Raw genomic sequence first — 16,788 nt, 5'->3', positions numbered from 1 at the left:
AACAAATGAGAATAGATTTAGATACATATCGCGAAATACTCGACACGCTGACTCGCAACAAGTCACGTTCGTTCCTCACGGGATTCGGCATCTTCTGGGGCGTATTCATGCTTGTAACCCTCATTGGTGGCGGGCAGGGACTTAAAGAACTGCTCAACCGAAATTTTGATGGTTTTGCCACCAATTCTGCCATGATTTGGGCCCAGCCTACCACAAAGGCCTACAAAGGTTTTCGCAAAGGGCGCTGGTGGAATATGGAATACAAGGATGTAGAACGACTGAAAAGCCGCATACCCGGTCTCGACGTTGTTTCACCTGTTCTTTTCAGTAACGGTGGAACCGCTTATTACGGCGACCACAAATCGTCGGTTGGTGTAAATGGCGTATCGTCCGAATACCAGAAAGTGAACAGTCCGAAATTATTCTATGGTCGTTTTTTGAATGAAACGGATGTAGTTCAGCACCGGAAAGTATGTGTCATAGGCAAGAAAATTTATAAGGACCTGTTCCCTGGCGGTGGAAATCCTTGTGGTAAATTCATCCGCGTTGATGATATCTACTATCAGATAGTCGGCGTCGATTACAACGTATCTGGCGGTGTATCAATGGGCGGTTCAGAAGCCGGCACTACCCTACTATTACCAATCACACTGATGCAACAGGCGTATAACCGTGGCACGAGTGTCGATATGATTGCTGTGACGGGAAAGCCCGGCGTGGTGATGTCGTCCATTGCCCCACAGATACGAGAGACTATAGGACGCGCACATACCATCGACCCACAGGACGAGCGCGGCATTATGGTGTTCAACACCGAAGTCCTGTTCCAGATACAAGACTCCCTGTTCCGCGGTGTCAACTTTCTGATTTGGCTTGTCGGACTGGGAACTTTGCTGGCCGGCGCCATTGGTGTAAGCAACATCATGATGGTCACCGTACGTGAACGCACCACCGAAATAGGCATTCGACGTGCCATCGGTGCTACGCCAAAAATGATTCTCTCACAGATTATTGCCGAGAGTATAGTCCTTACAATGGTGGCTGGAATGAGTGGAATCCTAATGGCTGTATCCATTCTGCAGATGCTGGAATTAGGCAATACCGAAGACGGTATCTTACTGGCCCACTTCCAAGTGGATTTCTGGACAGCCATTCTCTGTGCCTTGGTCATCGCTACCATGGGCGTACTTGCTGGTCTGCCACCGGCAGCAAGAGCTATGACCATCAAACCTGTCGATGCGATGCGCGACGAATAACTTTTGTAACAAAAAAACAATAACTATAGAACAATGAAAAAATACTTCAAACTCATTATTGCTGCACTCGTAGCCATTGTATTCATTGGCACTTTTTTCTTCCTGTGGCAGAAAAGTCAGCCTAAAGAAATCGTCTATTCTGAATTTACGCCAGAAAAGAAGGACATTCAAAAGACAACCATCATTACCGGCACCATTGAGCCTCGCAATGAAGTGAGTATCAAGCCACAGATTTCCGGTATTATTGCCGAGCTGATGAAAGAACCTGGTCAGACAGTTCAGGCCGGTGAAGTGATAGCACGTGTAAAAGTGATTCCTGATATGGGACAGTTGTCGAGTGCAGAAAGCCGTGTACGTTTGTCTGACATCAACCTCAGTCAAGTGGAAACTGATTTCAAACGCACCAAGAGTCTGCACGAACAGAAACTGGTGAGCGATGAAGAGTTTGAGAAAGCTCGCCAGCAACTGAAACAGGCACGTGAAGAGAAGGCTGCTGCCGATGATGCTCTGCAGGTAGTGCGCGACGGTATCTCTAAGTCGAACGCTTCGGCATCATCCACACTCATCCGCTCTACCATCAGTGGCGTAATCCTGGACATTCCTGTAAAGGTGGGCAACTCTGTTATCAACAGCAACACCTTCAACGATGGTACAACTATTGCAACGGTGGCCAATATGCAGGACCTCATTTTCCGTGGCAACATCGATGAAACTGAAGTAGGACAACTCAACATCGGTGTTCCGATGAAAATCACCATCGGTGCCCTTCAAGACATGAACCTCGATGCTGCGCTTGAATATATTGCTCCTAAAGCAACTCAGAGCAATGGTGCCAACCAGTTTGAGATAAAGGCTGCTATTCACCTCGCCTCACTGAAAGACAAAAACTCTGGCGAGTCTGCTCAATTGGCCTATTCCGGAACAAACGCCATTCGCGCCGGTTTCTCTGCCAACGCCGAGATTGTGCTCGCCGAGGCCAAGCAAGTACTTACTCTGCCTGAGAGTGCTATTGAATTTGTTGGTGACAGCACTTTTGTCAACATCGTAAAGGGAACCGACAAGGAGAAGCAATATGAGCGTCGTGCTGTTGATACAGGTCTGAGCGATGGTGTCAACATCGAAATTAAGAAAGGTATCAACGACAAAGACAAAGTACGCGGTCCCCAAATCATTTCAGACGATCAGAACGATTAACCAATAGTCATTTAACGATAAAAACTATGAGTAATTCACGTTCAATATATTGCGGTCTTATCGCAATCCTTGCCTCCGTATCTGCCTCGGCTCAGCAGCCCTGGTCGCTCACACAGTGTATCGACCATGCAGTAGCCCACAATATTAGCATCAAGCAGTATGAGAACAAAGTAAAACAAGATGACATCCGGCTATCTACAGCCAAAAGTCAACGACTGCCAGACCTGAATGCTTCGGCCAACCAGAATTTCTCTTTCGGACGTGGTCTGACCTCAGAGAACACATACACCAATACAAACACCAGTAGCACCTCGTTCTCCCTGGGCACCAGCGTTCCATTGTTCACAGGCTTACGCATCACCAATAACATTGCATTGAACCGGCTGAACCTACAGGCTTCGACGGCCGATCTGGAAAAGGCCAAGAACGATATCCGCATGGCGGTGGCTCAAGCCTATGTTCAGATTCTCTACAACATGGAAATCAGCGATGTGGCTCATCGTCAGATTGCCATCGACTCTGCCCAAGTAGCACGTCTGAAGGCGCTGCTCGAAGTAGGAAGAGCCAGTGAGGCTGAACTGTCACAACAGAAATCAGCATTCGCACAAAGTCTTCTTACTGCCACCCAGGCCGACAACAATGTTCAGTTGTCCATCTTGGCCCTGTCACAGTTATTGGAACTGGAAAGTCCTGACAATTTTGCCGTACTCCGTCCCCTGCTGCCTGAACTGAAAGAAGGCGACGTCCTACCCTCTCCCGATGCTATTTTTGCTGAAGCAGTCGTTATCCGTCCTGAAGTAGAGGCCGACAATATCCGTGTAAAGATGGCCGACAAGAATATCTCGCTGGCTAAGGCCGATTTGTATCCACAACTGAGCCTTAGCGCCGGCTTAGGGAGCAACTATTACAAGACTTCCGGTTTCAAGGCCGATCCGTTCTCTACTCAGATGAAAAACAATTTCAGCCAATATATCGGATTCAACCTGAGCATTCCCATCTTCAACCGTTTTCAGACACGCAACAGCATCCGTTCTGCCCGTATTGACTATCAGAACCAGCAATTGTCACTTGACAACACCCGGAAGCAACTTTACAAAGAGATTCAGCAGGCCTACTATAATACGGTGGCCGCACGTCAGAAACTGAAGAGTTGTACACAGGCCAGTCAGAGTGCTGCCGATGCATTCCGCCTAATGACAGCAAAATATGAGCAGGGAAAGGCGAATATCACTGAATTCAACGAGTCGAAGAACAATTTCCTGAAAACTGAAAGCGATCTAACCCAAGCTCGCTATGAACATCTCTATCAGATGGCCATCATACAATTCTACAGAGGGCAGGAACTAAAATTCTAAGTATCAAGGGCATCAATTCCATCCCTGTGCATCATTATTTTACACCAAAGGAATAGACTATCTAACAATAAAAATATGTAAAAGGTGGCGTAGTCTAACAAATTCTTCGTAATTTTGCAGACTGAATCAGAAGAATGGCGGTTAGCATGCTGCGTATCAAGAAACTCGACATATTCATAGCCAAGCAGTTCGGACTGCTTTTTGCGGGAACATTTTTCATCTGCCAGTTTGTGCTGATGATGCAGTTCTTGTGGCGATATGTTGACGAACTGATTGGTAAAGGCCTTACCATTGATGTGTTGGCAAAATTCTTCTGGTACATGGGATTGATGCTCATGCCACAGGCTTTCCCACTTGCTATCCTTCTTTCTTCACTGATAGCTTTCGGAAACCTTGGCGAGAGTTCAGAGCTCACAGCCATCAAAGCAGCAGGTATTTCATTGATGCAGGCCATGCGATCACTCATCTTCATAGTGATATGCATTGCAGGATTGTCTTATTTCTTCCAAGATGTGATTGGACCGGAAGCTAACCGTTCTTTCGGCCGATTGCTGTTGGCCATGAAGCAAACCAGTCCTGAACTGGAAATACCAGAAGGCATCTTTTACGACGGACTACCGGAGACAAACCTCTACGTACAAAAGAAAGATCTAGAATCCGGCCACCTCTACGGAATCATGATTTATCGCCGTACTGGCAGCTATGAAGACCAGGCCATTATCCTGGCCGACTCCGGTATGCTTCAATCTACAGCCGAGAAGAAACACTTACTGCTGACACTCTGGAACGGTGAGTGGTTTGAAAACATGCGCACACAGGACGTAGGCGGTTCTGCCGAGATTCCTTATCGCCGTGAGACATTCAGTCACAAAACCATTTTGCTCGATTACGACGGTGGCTTCAACATGGACGACGTATCAGACTTGAACCATAGTGCCAAGGTAAAGAGCAACAGTCGTATTCTTCACGACTTGGACTCTTTACAGCAGTTGTGCGACAGTGTTGGCAAACAGGCTTTCCGAAGCGCTTACGAGTACACGCTGATGATTCCTAAGGTGAACAAGGACGACTCTATCCGCGTGGCAGCCCAACTGGCCAAAGGCATAGACGTGGATTCTATCTATGCCAAGTTGAGTGGTGAGAAGAAACTGCGCGTGGCCAAGGAAGCGGTGAACCAGTCAAAGAGCGTGACCAACGACCTGGCCATGAAGACCGACTATTCCGACTATCTGAACCGTGACGTGAGAATGCATAAGATGGAGGCAATCACCAAGATTACCCTATCACTGTCGTGTATCATCTTCTTCTTTATCGGTGCTCCTCTGGGAGCCATCATTCGAAAAGGCGGTCTGGGTGTACCCGTCATTGTATCGGTATTAGTGTTTATCGTTTACTATATCTTCGAGAACTCAGGTATGCGCATGGCTCGCGCCGACGAATGGACAGTATGGTTTGGCAAGTGGATTTCGACAATGGTGCTGGCTCCACTGGCCATCTTCTTTACTTACAAAGCCAACAAAGACTCTACCGTTTTCAACATCGATGCCTATCGTATGCTGATGATGCGCATGCTCGGACTTCGTCAGAAACGAAACATCACCCGCAAGGAGGTGATTGTCTCCGATCCAGACTACGCCTTGGATGCTGAGCGTCTGAAAAACATCAACGCCCAGATTGAGGCCTATTCAGAAGAGCACAAACTGTTGCGCTGGCCCTCACCCATCAAGGTATTCTTCCGTCCGGGCGACGACCACGAAATTCAGCGTATCAGTGATGAACTTGAAGAAGCCATTGAGGATTTGGGATATTCGCGCAACAGAACCATCCTGCACGAATTAAACAACTACCCGATTCTTGCCACGCATGCTCATACACGGCCGTTCGAGAGAGCATGGCTCAATGTCATCACAGGCTTAGTACTCCCTGTCGGCATATTCTTCTACTGTAGAATGATTCGATACCGTCTGCGCCTGTATCGTGATTTGCGCGACATCAAAGCAGCTTCTTCAATTATCATTCCAACAGCAATTGAACTATCGGAAAAGAAATCTCAATAAGTAAACATTGCAATAGGTTATAATTAGTCTTAACAAGAGAATGCAAAAGTTTCAATTAAACACAATAGAAGACGCCATTGACGATTTCCGCAATGGTAAGTTTGTCATCGTCGTTGACGACGAAGACCGTGAGAATGAGGGCGACCTGATTTGCGCCGCCGAGAAAATCACTCCCGAGATGGTGAACTTCATGCTGAAATATGCACGAGGCGTACTCTGCGCTCCTATCACCATCAGTCGTGCACAGGAACTCGACCTACCCCGTCAGGTAAGTGAGAACACATCTGTACTGGGCACTCCTTTTACAGTAACTGTCGATAAACTAGAAGGCTGTACCACAGGTGTATCAGCACATGACCGCGCTGCCACTATCCAGGCCTTGGCCGACCCCACTTCTACCCCTCAGACTTTCGGACGCCCCGGACATATCAACCCTCTCTATGCGCAAGACAATGGTGTGCTGCGCCGTTCTGGCCATACTGAAGCTGCCGTTGACCTGTGCAAACTGGCCGGGCTCTACCCTGCCGGTGCACTGATGGAGATTATGAACGACGACGGTACAATGGCTCGCATGCCTGAATTGCAGGCTTTTGCACAAGAGCATCAACTGAAAATCATCACCATTCGCGACCTGATTGCCTATCGCTTAAAACAGGAATCGCTCATCGAGGTGGGTGTTGAGGTTGACATGCCTACAGAGCACGGTCATTTCCGTATCATCCCTTTCAAGCAGAAATCAAACGGACAGGAGCATTTTGCCTTGATTAAAGGTGAATGGAAGGAAGACGAGCCTATTTTAGTACGCGTGCATTCTTCCTGCATGACTGGCGATATTCTTGGTTCAAAGCGCTGCGACTGCGGTGAACAATTGCACAAAGCCATGGAAATGATTGAAAAGGAAGGCAAAGGCGTCATCGTATATATGCAGCAGGAAGGCCGCGGTATCGGTCTGATGAACAAGTTGGCTGCCTATAAACTTCAGGAAGAGGGCTATGACACAGTCGATGCAAACCTCTGCTTGGGCTTCAAGGCTGATGAGCGCGACTATGGTTGCGGCGCACAGATGCTGAGACATCTCGGTGTTCACAAAATGCGCCTCATGACCAACAACCCCGTAAAGCGTGTAGGCCTGGAAGGCTATGGTCTGGAGATTATTGAAAACGTTCCCATCGAAGTAACTCCCAATCAATATAATCTTCGCTACTTAAAGACGAAGCAAGAGCGAATGGGACACATTCTACACCTCTAAAAGGAAATACATATCAAAATAAATTATAGCTATAATTGCGAAAATTATAGCTATTTTTTTGTCAATTATAGCTATAATTTGTTTTAGACATTTATCTATTACCTTTTACTAATTGAAAGATTATAGGCAAAAAAAGCGTAAAAAAGTGCACTATTAGACTCAAAAAAGAAAATAAATGAGTAATTTTGCACGTTCGAAATTAAAAAATGCATTTTTAGGTATGGCACAACTTTCAAATCGTTTGCAGCGTCTAGCCCCATCAGCAACGCTGGCAATGTCGCAAAAGAGTTCTGAAATGAAAGCTCAGGGTATCGATGTAATCAACTTAAGCGTAGGTGAACCCGACTTTAACACTCCCGACCACATTAAGGAAGCCGCCAAGCGCGCAGTAGATGAGAACTACTCACGCTACTCTCCCGTTCCCGGTTATCCCGAACTGCGTCGCGCCATTGTCGATAAGTTGAAGCGCGAGAACGATCTCGACTATAGCATTAACGAGATTCTCGTTTCAAATGGTGCAAAGCAAAGCGTCTGCAACACGGTGATGTCATTGGTAAATCCAGGCGAGGAAGTAATCATCCCAGCTCCCTATTGGGTAAGCTACCCACAGATGGCAAAACTGGCAGGCGGTGAGCCTGTATTCGTAGAGGCCACCTTCGAACAAAACTTCAAGATGACTGCCGAACAGCTGGAGGCAGCCATCACCCCAAAGACCCGTTTGATTATTCTCTGCTCTCCAAGCAATCCTACAGGTTCTGTATATAATAAAGAGGAACTGCGCGCACTCGCGAACATTATATTAAAACATGAGGATCTCTTCGTCCTCGCAGATGAGATTTATGAGCACATCAACTACGTTGGTCATCACGAATCAATAGCTCAGTTCCCTGGCATGAAAGAACGCACCATCATCGTAAATGGTGTATCAAAAGCTTACGCCATGACCGGATGGCGCATTGGCTACATTGCCGCTCCCGAATGGATAGTAAAAGGATGCAACAAACTTCAGGGCCAGTACACCAGCGGTCCTTGCTCAGTGAGCCAAAAGGCTGCCGAGTTTGCATATACACAGAGTCAGGAATGCGTTGAGCAGATGCGCCAGGCATTTGAACGCCGCCGCAATCTCATCGTAGAGTTGGCTAAAGGAATCCCCGGTTTGGAAGTAAATGTACCCGAGGGTGCATTCTACCTGTTCCCTAAGTGTAGCAGCTTCTTCGGAAAGAGCGATGGCGAGACGACCATCAACAACTCTACCGACTTTGCTATGTACCTGCTAGAGAAAGGCCATGTGGCTACTGTAGGCGGTGATGCTTTCGGCGATCCCAACTGTTTCCGCATGAGTTATGCTACCAGCGACGACAACATCCGTGAAGCTATGCGACGCATTGCAGAGGTACTCGCTAAACTCAAATAATTAGGATATGACTCACGTTAAAAGTAGTTAATTAATATAGTTGTACGCATTAATTTTACTACCTTTGCCGTGATATGCCAAAAAGTTGCATTTTTATTAATCGCTTTTTGGCCTTATTGCCTAAAAACAATTTGGAAATTTTACAACTAATATTTATTTATAATTAAAAACAAAACATTAAAAAAGTTATGGCAACAACAACAAATGCTGCAGCCCCAGCTAAAAAGTCGGGCTTCGGAGGCGTAAAAGACGCATGGATTATCCTCGTTATTTGCTTCGTTATCGCTTACTGCTTCTACGAATTCTTCCTTGGCGATCCCAGCCACTTCGCTGGTGGTGACAAGACTGGACACCCCTCAGACATCTATGGTACAGTGTATAAAGGTGGTTTCGTTGTATCTATCATCATCACCCTGTTGCTCACCGTTATCACTCTGGGTGTAGAGCGTTTCTTCGCTATCAAGTCTGCCGCTGGTAAGCTCAACCTCGCTAAGTTCACCGCTCAGGTAAAAGAACTCATCAAGGCTCAGAAGTTCACTGAGGCAAAGGCTCTCTGCGACAAGATGCAGGGTTCAGTAGCTAACGTAGTACTCGCTTCTATCAATATGTATGAGAGCGTTGAGTCTGACAGCTCACTGAAGAAGGCTGCTAAAGTAGCAAAGATTCAGCAGGCTCACGAAGAGGCCATCCAGCTGGAGATGCCTACCCTTCAGATGAACATGCCTATGGTTGCTACTATCGTATCTCTGGGTACTCTGACCGCTCTGTTCGGTACCGTTATGGGTATGATCGGATCATTCCAGGCTCTGTCTGCTGGTGGTGGTGCTGACTCTATGGCTCTGTCTGCAGGTATTTCTGAGGCCCTTGTGAACACCGCATCAGGTATTTTGACTTCTTGGGTTGCTACCGTTGTTTATAACTTCTTCTCAAACAAGATCGATAAGCTGACCTACGCTCTCGATGAGATTGGTTTCACTATCGCTGCTACCTACGATTCTAACCACAACGAGGCTTAATCGTTTTACCTTATTAATTAATTCATAAAAAGTTAATCAATGGGTAAAATTCAAATTAAGAAGAAAGACATCTGGATCGACATGACGCCTATGTCGGACGTGATGACACTGCTCCTGTGCTTCTTTATGTTGACCTCAACATTCTTGACGCCAGAACCAGTGAAAGTCAACACGCCTGGCTCTGTGTCGCAGGTTAAGGTGCCCGAAAACGATGTACTCAACATTCTGGTATCACCAGAGGGACACATCTATGTGGGCTCTGAGAACCGCAACACAATGAACGACATGCTCGATGAGGTGACTGGCAAGTTTGGCGTAAGTCTGACTGCCGCTCAGCTCAAGAACTTCAAGGAGGATGCCATGATTGGTGCTCCCTTGAGCGTTCTGCCCGCATATCTTAGCCTTGAAAAGGAGAAGATGGGCGAAGAGATCCAGAAGTTGAGCATTCCCCTTGATAGTATCAATGGCGGAATGAGTGAATTCCAGGAATGGGTTAAGGCGGCTCGCAATTCTAACCCCGACCTTCGTCTGGCCATCAAGTGCGACGGTAACACATCGTATGCGGTGGTGAAGAAGATGATGTCGGAGCTTCAGGATATGAACGAGAACCGTTACCAGCTCATCACTAATCTTGACACTAAAAAATTAGCGGAGGAATAAAGTATGGCAAAAAAAGGTGGTTCTAAGCAGAAAAAGATGGATACCCGCGTGAACTTCACGCCAATGGTAGACATGATGATGCTTCTGATTACGTTCTTCATGCTCTGTACTACGCTAAGCAAGCCGCAGGCTATGCAGCTGACAATGCCGAGTAATGATGAGAATATGTCCAAGGAAGACAAGTCGGTGACGAAGGCTTCGTACACCATCACCCTGTTCCTTGGAGCTGAAGATAAGATTTACTATGTTGAGGGTCTTCCCGACTATGAGAACCCTGAATGCATCAAGGAGACTACTTGGGGCAAGGATGGTGTTCGCAAGTTGCTGATTGAGCACATCACTGAAGACGGTTTCTCACCTGTAGCCAAGGTCATGATGGCCAAGAAAAAGCTCGATGAGAAGAAGGAGAAGATGGGTGACAAGATGAGCAAAGAAGACTATGAGAAGCAGCTTTCTGACATCCGTAATGGTAAGTCAGATGAATTCGTAGCCGAATTCGGCGAGAAGGGTATGCAGACTCTTACAGTCATCATCAAGCCCACAGATGTGTCAACCTACAACAACATGGTACAAGCTCTTGACGAAATGTTGATTTGCAGTATTGGTAAGTACGTTATCGATAAAGTCAATGAGGACGATGAGAAACTGCTCGAACTCAAAGGCATTAAATTTAGCGATAACAAATAAAGAAAGGATTTAGAACTATGTCAAAAATAGATCTTTTAAATGACGGATGGGTTGACCTTGTCTTTGAAGGCAAAAACCAGGCTTACGGAGCTTATCAGCTGCGTAAAGAGACTGGCAAGCGCAATGTCAAGGCACTCGTTGTAGTCATCTTGACAATTGCTGCAATATTCATTATCGCTTTCCTGAACCTCACCATTCAGAATGCTTTGAAGCAGGATGTAGCTATCGAGACTGATGTGGAGTTGTCAAAGATTGCACAGAAGAAAGAAGCCAAGGTTGAGCGTAAGGAGCCCGTCAAGGTTGAAGTTGAGCAGAAAGTTGTAGAAAAGGTAAAGAGCTCTGTGAAGTTCACTGCTCCTGAGATTAAGAAGGACGAAGAAGTGAAGCCCGAGGACGAAATCAAGTCACAGGACGATCTGGCCAAGACCAACACCGCTATCGGTACATTCGACGTTAAAGGTAACGACGAAGCCGAGGGTGAGGTATTGAAGGCTAAGGAAGTCATTGCCGACGAGCCCAAGGTGGAAGAACAGAAGGTCTTCGACGTCGTAGAGCAGATGCCTGAGTTCCCCGGTGGTCAGGCAGCCCTATTGAAGTGGATTAGCGATCACATCAAATACCCTGCAGTAGCCGAGGAAAACGGTATTCAGGGTCGTGTGGTAGCTACCTTCGTGGTTGAACGTGACGGTTCGGTAACCGACGTGAAGATTGCACGTTCTATCGACCCCTCACTCGACAAGGAGGCCATCCGCGTGCTGAAGCAGATGCCGAAGTGGATTCCTGGTAAGCAGAACGGTTCGGCAGTACGCGTAAAGTACACGGTGCCTGTAACCTTCAAACTACAATAATCCGTAAAGTATGAAACGATCTGAATTCAACAAATTCGTTGGATTAACCCTTATTTTAGGCTTGTTCCTCGCTTGTGGGAACAAGCCTAAAAATGATTTGGGCTATGACTATGAGGCTGCAGCATCATTCTTCGCAGCCGACGAGAGTTTCCACCCTATTCTGGATGAGGAACTCGAAATCTACACAAAAGTATTTAATCGTCAGATGCTCAAGCAAGACACCCTGCACGCACTATACACCAGTGAGCAGGAGGCTATTGAGAAACTGATGAAGAACGAGACATGGCTAGTATTCACTACCCGTCGTCTCACAGAAAAAGAAATGCAGAACCTGAAAGACCGCTCGTTCATTCCCCGAGTGATGCCGATAGCCTACGACGGTTTGGCCATCATCGTGAACAACGAGAACAAGGACACCTGCATTACCGTAAAAGATTTCGCCCGCATTCTGAAAGGCGAAATCACCCAATGGAAAGAACTCTATCCTCACTCAAAACTTGGCGACATCGATGTTGTCTTTGACAATCCTCAGTCAAGTACCGTTCGTTTCTGTGTTGATTCTATCCTTGGCGGTCAGCCTATTAATAGTGATACAGAACGTAACATCGGAGCCGTGCTCAAGAGCAGCGAGGTGATCGACTATGTTGAGAAAACGCCTGGTGCACTCGGCATTATCGGTTCAAACTGGTTGAACGACAAACGTGACACAACCAATATCACATTCAAGAAGAATATCACCGTGATGAAGGTGACAAAGCTTGATTCTGCCACTGTACAGAACAGCCGTCGCCCCTATCAGTACTATCTATACGATGGCACATACCCACTGGTGCGCACTATCTATGCCATCACTACTGAACCTCGTCAGGGTGTGCCCACAGGCTTTGCCAACTTCTGTAGTCTTCCTCAAGGCCAGAAAGTAATTTTCAGTGCCGGTCTGCTGCCTTATATGGCCAACATGAATGTAAGAAACGTTAATGTTGTTAAATAGCAATTGACCGCAAGAAGAACTTTACGTCATAATAAATGACAGATTATTACGTTTGAATTAATAAATTTCACGATTATGAACGCTATTAAATATTTATTCCTCGGTGCTCTGACGCTCAGCTTCAGTGCACCCGCGATGGCTCAGGACGAGCAGTCGCCCGTTGAAGCCGTTAAAGAGATCCTCAAGAACAAGCCCGCCGATGCGGAGAAACAGATTAAGAGTATCTACAAGAGCAACAAGAAGAACATGGACGTAGTAGTTGGTATTGCCCGTGCATACTACGAGGCTTCCGATACCGCCAATGCCCGCATCTATGCTGAGTATGCTACTGCCAAAAACTTCCCTGCTGGCTATGTTCTGTTAGGCGATCTTTATGCAAAGGCCGATGACGGTGGCCGTGCATCAGCAATGTACAACTCTGCCATCCACTTTGCCCGTCAGAAAGGTGGTCAGCCCGATGCTGATGCTTATTATAAGTATGCTGTCATCAACCGTGCCGTTGCTCTGAACGATGCCATCTCAAAACTCGACGAACTGGCTACCGACCGTCCCGACCTTGCTGCAAACGGATATGTTGACCTTCTGAAAGGCCGTATCTACGACCTTGCCAACAAAGTTGAGAACGCTGCTGAAGCCTACGCAAAGGTACCTATTGGCACTTTGGAAGAGCGCGACTTCGTGAGCGCTGCCCGTGCACACTATCTGCTGGGCGAATACGACAAGAGCCAGCAGTTGGTTGACGCCGGTCTGAAGAACTCTCCCCGTAAGTTCACTTTCAACCAGTTGGGTATGTTCAACTATACACAGTTGAAGAACTTCGACAAGGCTCTGGAATATGCCGACCGCATGCTGAACCACTCAGACTCTGTGAAGATGAACCCAGAGATTTACGGTGTTTATGCAAAAGCCCTCAATGGTGCCAAGCGTCACGAGGAAGCTATTGACGTATATAAGAAGGTGCTTACCCTTGAGTTCGACTCACAGGACAAGAAAGCCGGTGCCATCAAAGACCTCGCCGATGCTTACAAAGGATTGGACGACTATGAGAACGCACTCGTTTATTACGATCAGTTCCTTAAGACCGTTTCTCACGCTTCACTCTCAGACTATGCCGATCTGGGCCGTCTCTATGTACAGTATGCCGACAAGTTGGAAGGCGATGCCAAGATGGAGAAGCTGAAGAAGGCTGACGAGATCTATGCCGACCTGGCCGAGAAGAATGCCGATGCCAAGGAATACTCACTGTTCTGGCGCGGTCGTGTAAACACCATGATGGACCCCGATTCAAAGAATGGTCTGGCAAGACCCTACTACGAAGAACTGGCCAACATCATCAATGCAAAGTCTGAGAAAGACAAGGCCGACAATGCACGTCTCATCGAGGCATGCCGTTACATGATCAACTACCACCTGAACGTTCTCGACGAGAAAGACAACGCCAAGAAATTTGCCGAGATCCTGCTCAGCGTTGATCCGGAAAACGAAATTGGCAAGATGGTGATTGAACTGTAATCGGACTCCGAAAAACAGGCTTAAAAGATAATTTATTCCATAAATATTCAAAGTGGATTTGTCGCTTGACAAGTCCACTTTTTGTTTAACAAGCTGAAAAAATAGACGTTTAATTGTTATAAAATGGACAATTAAGTGTTAAAAAGCCACAAATAAAAGAGCTAAAGTGCTCTTTACTAAGATATTATTCATAAATTTGCAACGACTTATTTAAAATTGCATATACATTACCTATATAGTATGCAAGGGTCAAAGGAAGGAACTAATTAAAAACGTAACCGCGACCGAACAATTTATAAATCTTATGAAATTAAAGAAACTTGTAATATTTTCCCTTTTTGCATTCAGTGCCGTTACTGTTTCGGCGCAAGACCTTTTAGCCAACCAAGCTCCCATCGATCGCAAGATGAAAGCTGTTGACGCCGAAATGCTGAAGCACCTGGTAGAAATAGAAGAATACGACTCACCAGCAGAAGAACTGTATGAAGACTGGGATAACACCTATGCACATCGTCAGACAACACTTCCTGATTCATTCCGCATTGACTTGCGTGATTTCTGCATGCCTACTCCCAGCCGTGTCATCACTTCAAATTTCGGCCCACGTTGGCGCAGACAGCACAAGGGATTGGACATCAAGGTATATATTGGTGACACCATTCGTGCTGCTTTCAGCGGTAAGGTACGTGTAGTGAAAAACGAGGGCGCACGCAAAGGCTACGGCAAATACGTAGTGATTCGTCACCCCAACGGTTTGGAGACCATTTATGGCCACCTGTCAAAGCAACTGGTTATAGAAGATCAGGAAGTACGTGCCGGCGAACCTATTGGTCTGGGTGGCAATACAGGCCGTAGTACAGGCTCACACCTTCATTTCGAAACCCGTCTCTGCGGTGTAGCTCTCAATCCGGCTATCATGTTCGACTTTGCCAATCAGGATATCGTAAGCGATTTCTATACATTCCATAAAGACTCATACGAGTTTGACGGTCGTCTGGCCACCCAGCTTCGTGGTGCCAACGGACAGTATGGTTACAATCCTGCCGATGTGAACAGCCCCAACATGGGCAAGTCTCGTGGCGATGTTGCAAGCGAAGGAACCACACGTTTCCACAAGGTTAAGAAAGGTGAGACGCTCTCTTCAATCGCTCGCAAGCACGGTACTTCAGTCAACGCCATCTGCCGTCTGAACCGCATCAGCAAGACAGTCCGTCTGCGTCCCGGACAGATTCTCAAGTACAACTAAGATTACACACTTTTTTAGTCATAGAACATACGTAAAACACGGATTGGACACACAAGCCAATCCGTGTTTTTGATTTAATGTTTTTGACAGTTTTTTCATTTCTTTCTTATTTTTATTTGCAAAATCACACGTACTCACGAAAATTTCGTATATTTGCAAACGAATTACCTACGTCAACGTGAATTTGGCGGGAAGTATAACAACAATAAAAAACCAAAGATTATGAAATGTAAAGATTACGAGAAGCCTTTAATAAAGGCCATCATATTATTGCAACAGACACCTCTGTTGTCAATAAGCGGTGAAATATCCGGCTACGGAAAGAATTCCAGAGAAGGATTCACACAAGACGATGAAAAAGAATAACCTAATAACACGAAACGATTATGAAACTACTGACCATCTCAAAGTATATATTCTGTGGCCTGGCCTTGACGCTGGCTGCTTGTTCTGGTTCTGAGAGCGATCCTGATTTTTCTGATTCTGAAAGCGAGCCTGCTACTGGTACGCCAAGGACGCTTCAACTTACCATTACCCAAACGGAAACACGCGCCACGCTCACCCCATCAGGGGATAAATTAGATGAGCTCGCGCCCTCATGGACGGCAAATGACAAACTGACGTATCGGAACTTTGACTATAACGCTACCGGTCCGTTGACGGCTACCGTCTCGGCTACCATCTCACCGTTCGTGGGCAGCGTGACCTGCAATCCTGGGCACAAGCTGGCAGTGGTTTACCCCGCTGTAGAAATCACGGACACTTACACCATTACGCTCAGCGAACAAGACGGTACGCTTGAGACTCTGGCAAGCAAGTACCATTATGTCTATGGCGTGGCAACGGTCAATTCTGTCACGGAAACAACAGCCTCTGCCACTATGCCGAAGATGAAGAGCCTGCTCACTGCCTGTAAGTTTTCATTTAAAGACAAGGCCACCAATGCCTCCATCCCCGTCAAATCGCTCAAAATCAGTTTCAACATCGACGGTGATGGAGGTTATAAAGGCACCTATCCGCAGACGGCTACAGTATTGCTCAACAAAGACCAATCGAATGTCCACGCTACCGCTGTTCCTGGTAGCGCACCGCTCCTCGTGGAATTAGACGAAGCCCGTGCCGAAGTCTATGTTGCTATGGTACCCACCAATCCAGAGGCCCCAACGCCTCGTCAGTTCTACTTCAGGGTTTTCGATGGAACCGACTATTTTACTGGCACAGCCAAGGCTCATCTGCCAGAAGGCGAGTATGTGGTCGCAACAGACCTGAAACTGAACAAAGAATAAGTTAACCAAAAACCTAA

Annotated in this window: 15 protein-coding genes; all 15 read left to right on the top strand. The window is 46.7% G+C overall.

The window, feature by feature from the left end; all coding sequences use genetic code 11:
- The first annotated feature begins 5 nt into the window (after nucleotides 1-5).
- On the top strand, nucleotides 6-1,256 hold the full coding sequence (locus L6475_RS02385; protein WP_237822165.1) for an ABC transporter permease: 1,251 nt from the start codon (nucleotides 6-8) through the stop codon (nucleotides 1,254-1,256).
- Between the two features lie 33 nt (nucleotides 1,257-1,289).
- Complete coding sequence (locus L6475_RS02380; protein ID WP_237822163.1) at nucleotides 1,290-2,450, top strand: efflux RND transporter periplasmic adaptor subunit; 1,161 nt, start codon at nucleotides 1,290-1,292, stop codon at nucleotides 2,448-2,450.
- 26 nt (nucleotides 2,451-2,476) lie between these two features.
- On the top strand, nucleotides 2,477-3,805 hold the full coding sequence (locus L6475_RS02375; RefSeq protein ID WP_237822161.1) for a TolC family protein: 1,329 nt from the start codon (nucleotides 2,477-2,479) through the stop codon (nucleotides 3,803-3,805).
- Between the two features lie 146 nt (nucleotides 3,806-3,951).
- Entirely contained in the window at nucleotides 3,952-5,862 is a 1,911-nt protein-coding gene (locus tag L6475_RS02370) for an LptF/LptG family permease (protein ID WP_237823959.1), read from the top strand.
- A gap of 40 nt (nucleotides 5,863-5,902) precedes the next feature.
- A complete protein-coding gene (locus L6475_RS02365; RefSeq protein ID WP_237822159.1) occupies nucleotides 5,903-7,111 on the top strand; it encodes a bifunctional 3,4-dihydroxy-2-butanone-4-phosphate synthase/GTP cyclohydrolase II in 1,209 nt (402 codons plus the stop codon).
- A 220-nt stretch (nucleotides 7,112-7,331) separates the two neighbouring features.
- On the top strand, nucleotides 7,332-8,525 hold the full coding sequence (locus L6475_RS02360; protein WP_237822156.1) for a pyridoxal phosphate-dependent aminotransferase: 1,194 nt from the start codon (nucleotides 7,332-7,334) through the stop codon (nucleotides 8,523-8,525).
- Between the two features lie 188 nt (nucleotides 8,526-8,713).
- A complete protein-coding gene (locus tag L6475_RS02355) occupies nucleotides 8,714-9,541 on the top strand; it encodes a MotA/TolQ/ExbB proton channel family protein (protein WP_237822154.1) in 828 nt (275 codons plus the stop codon).
- Between the two features lie 39 nt (nucleotides 9,542-9,580).
- Nucleotides 9,581-10,201, top strand: coding sequence for a biopolymer transporter ExbD (locus L6475_RS02350; protein WP_237822152.1), 621 nt, complete (start codon nucleotides 9,581-9,583; stop codon nucleotides 10,199-10,201).
- A gap of 3 nt (nucleotides 10,202-10,204) precedes the next feature.
- Entirely contained in the window at nucleotides 10,205-10,888 is a 684-nt protein-coding gene (locus L6475_RS02345) for a biopolymer transporter ExbD (protein ID WP_237822150.1), read from the top strand.
- 17 nt (nucleotides 10,889-10,905) lie between these two features.
- Nucleotides 10,906-11,736 carry an energy transducer TonB gene (locus tag L6475_RS02340; protein WP_237822148.1) on the top strand — a complete coding sequence of 277 codons (831 nt, stop codon included), beginning with the start codon at nucleotides 10,906-10,908 and terminating at the stop codon, nucleotides 11,734-11,736.
- A 10-nt stretch (nucleotides 11,737-11,746) separates the two neighbouring features.
- Nucleotides 11,747-12,727 (top strand): PstS family phosphate ABC transporter substrate-binding protein, encoded by a 981-nt coding sequence (locus tag L6475_RS02335; RefSeq protein WP_237822146.1) that lies wholly within the window; start codon nucleotides 11,747-11,749, stop codon nucleotides 12,725-12,727.
- A gap of 75 nt (nucleotides 12,728-12,802) precedes the next feature.
- Nucleotides 12,803-14,239 (top strand): lipopolysaccharide assembly protein LapB, encoded by a 1,437-nt coding sequence (locus tag L6475_RS02330; RefSeq protein ID WP_237822144.1) that lies wholly within the window; start codon nucleotides 12,803-12,805, stop codon nucleotides 14,237-14,239.
- Between the two features lie 295 nt (nucleotides 14,240-14,534).
- Nucleotides 14,535-15,485 (top strand): peptidoglycan DD-metalloendopeptidase family protein, encoded by a 951-nt coding sequence (locus tag L6475_RS02325; RefSeq protein ID WP_370641671.1) that lies wholly within the window; start codon nucleotides 14,535-14,537, stop codon nucleotides 15,483-15,485.
- A gap of 222 nt (nucleotides 15,486-15,707) precedes the next feature.
- Complete coding sequence (locus tag L6475_RS02320) at nucleotides 15,708-15,851, top strand: hypothetical protein (protein WP_237822139.1); 144 nt, start codon at nucleotides 15,708-15,710, stop codon at nucleotides 15,849-15,851.
- A 20-nt stretch (nucleotides 15,852-15,871) separates the two neighbouring features.
- Nucleotides 15,872-16,771 (top strand): hypothetical protein, encoded by a 900-nt coding sequence (locus L6475_RS02315; protein ID WP_237822138.1) that lies wholly within the window; start codon nucleotides 15,872-15,874, stop codon nucleotides 16,769-16,771.
- Nucleotides 16,772-16,788: the final 17 nt, after the last annotated feature.

Source organism: Prevotella sp. E9-3 (genome assembly GCF_022024015.1).
In the GTDB taxonomy this organism is placed as follows: domain Bacteria; phylum Bacteroidota; class Bacteroidia; order Bacteroidales; family Bacteroidaceae; genus Prevotella.
The sequence above is the reverse complement of the archived record's forward strand: the minus strand, read 5'-3'. Positions and strand labels throughout refer to the sequence as shown.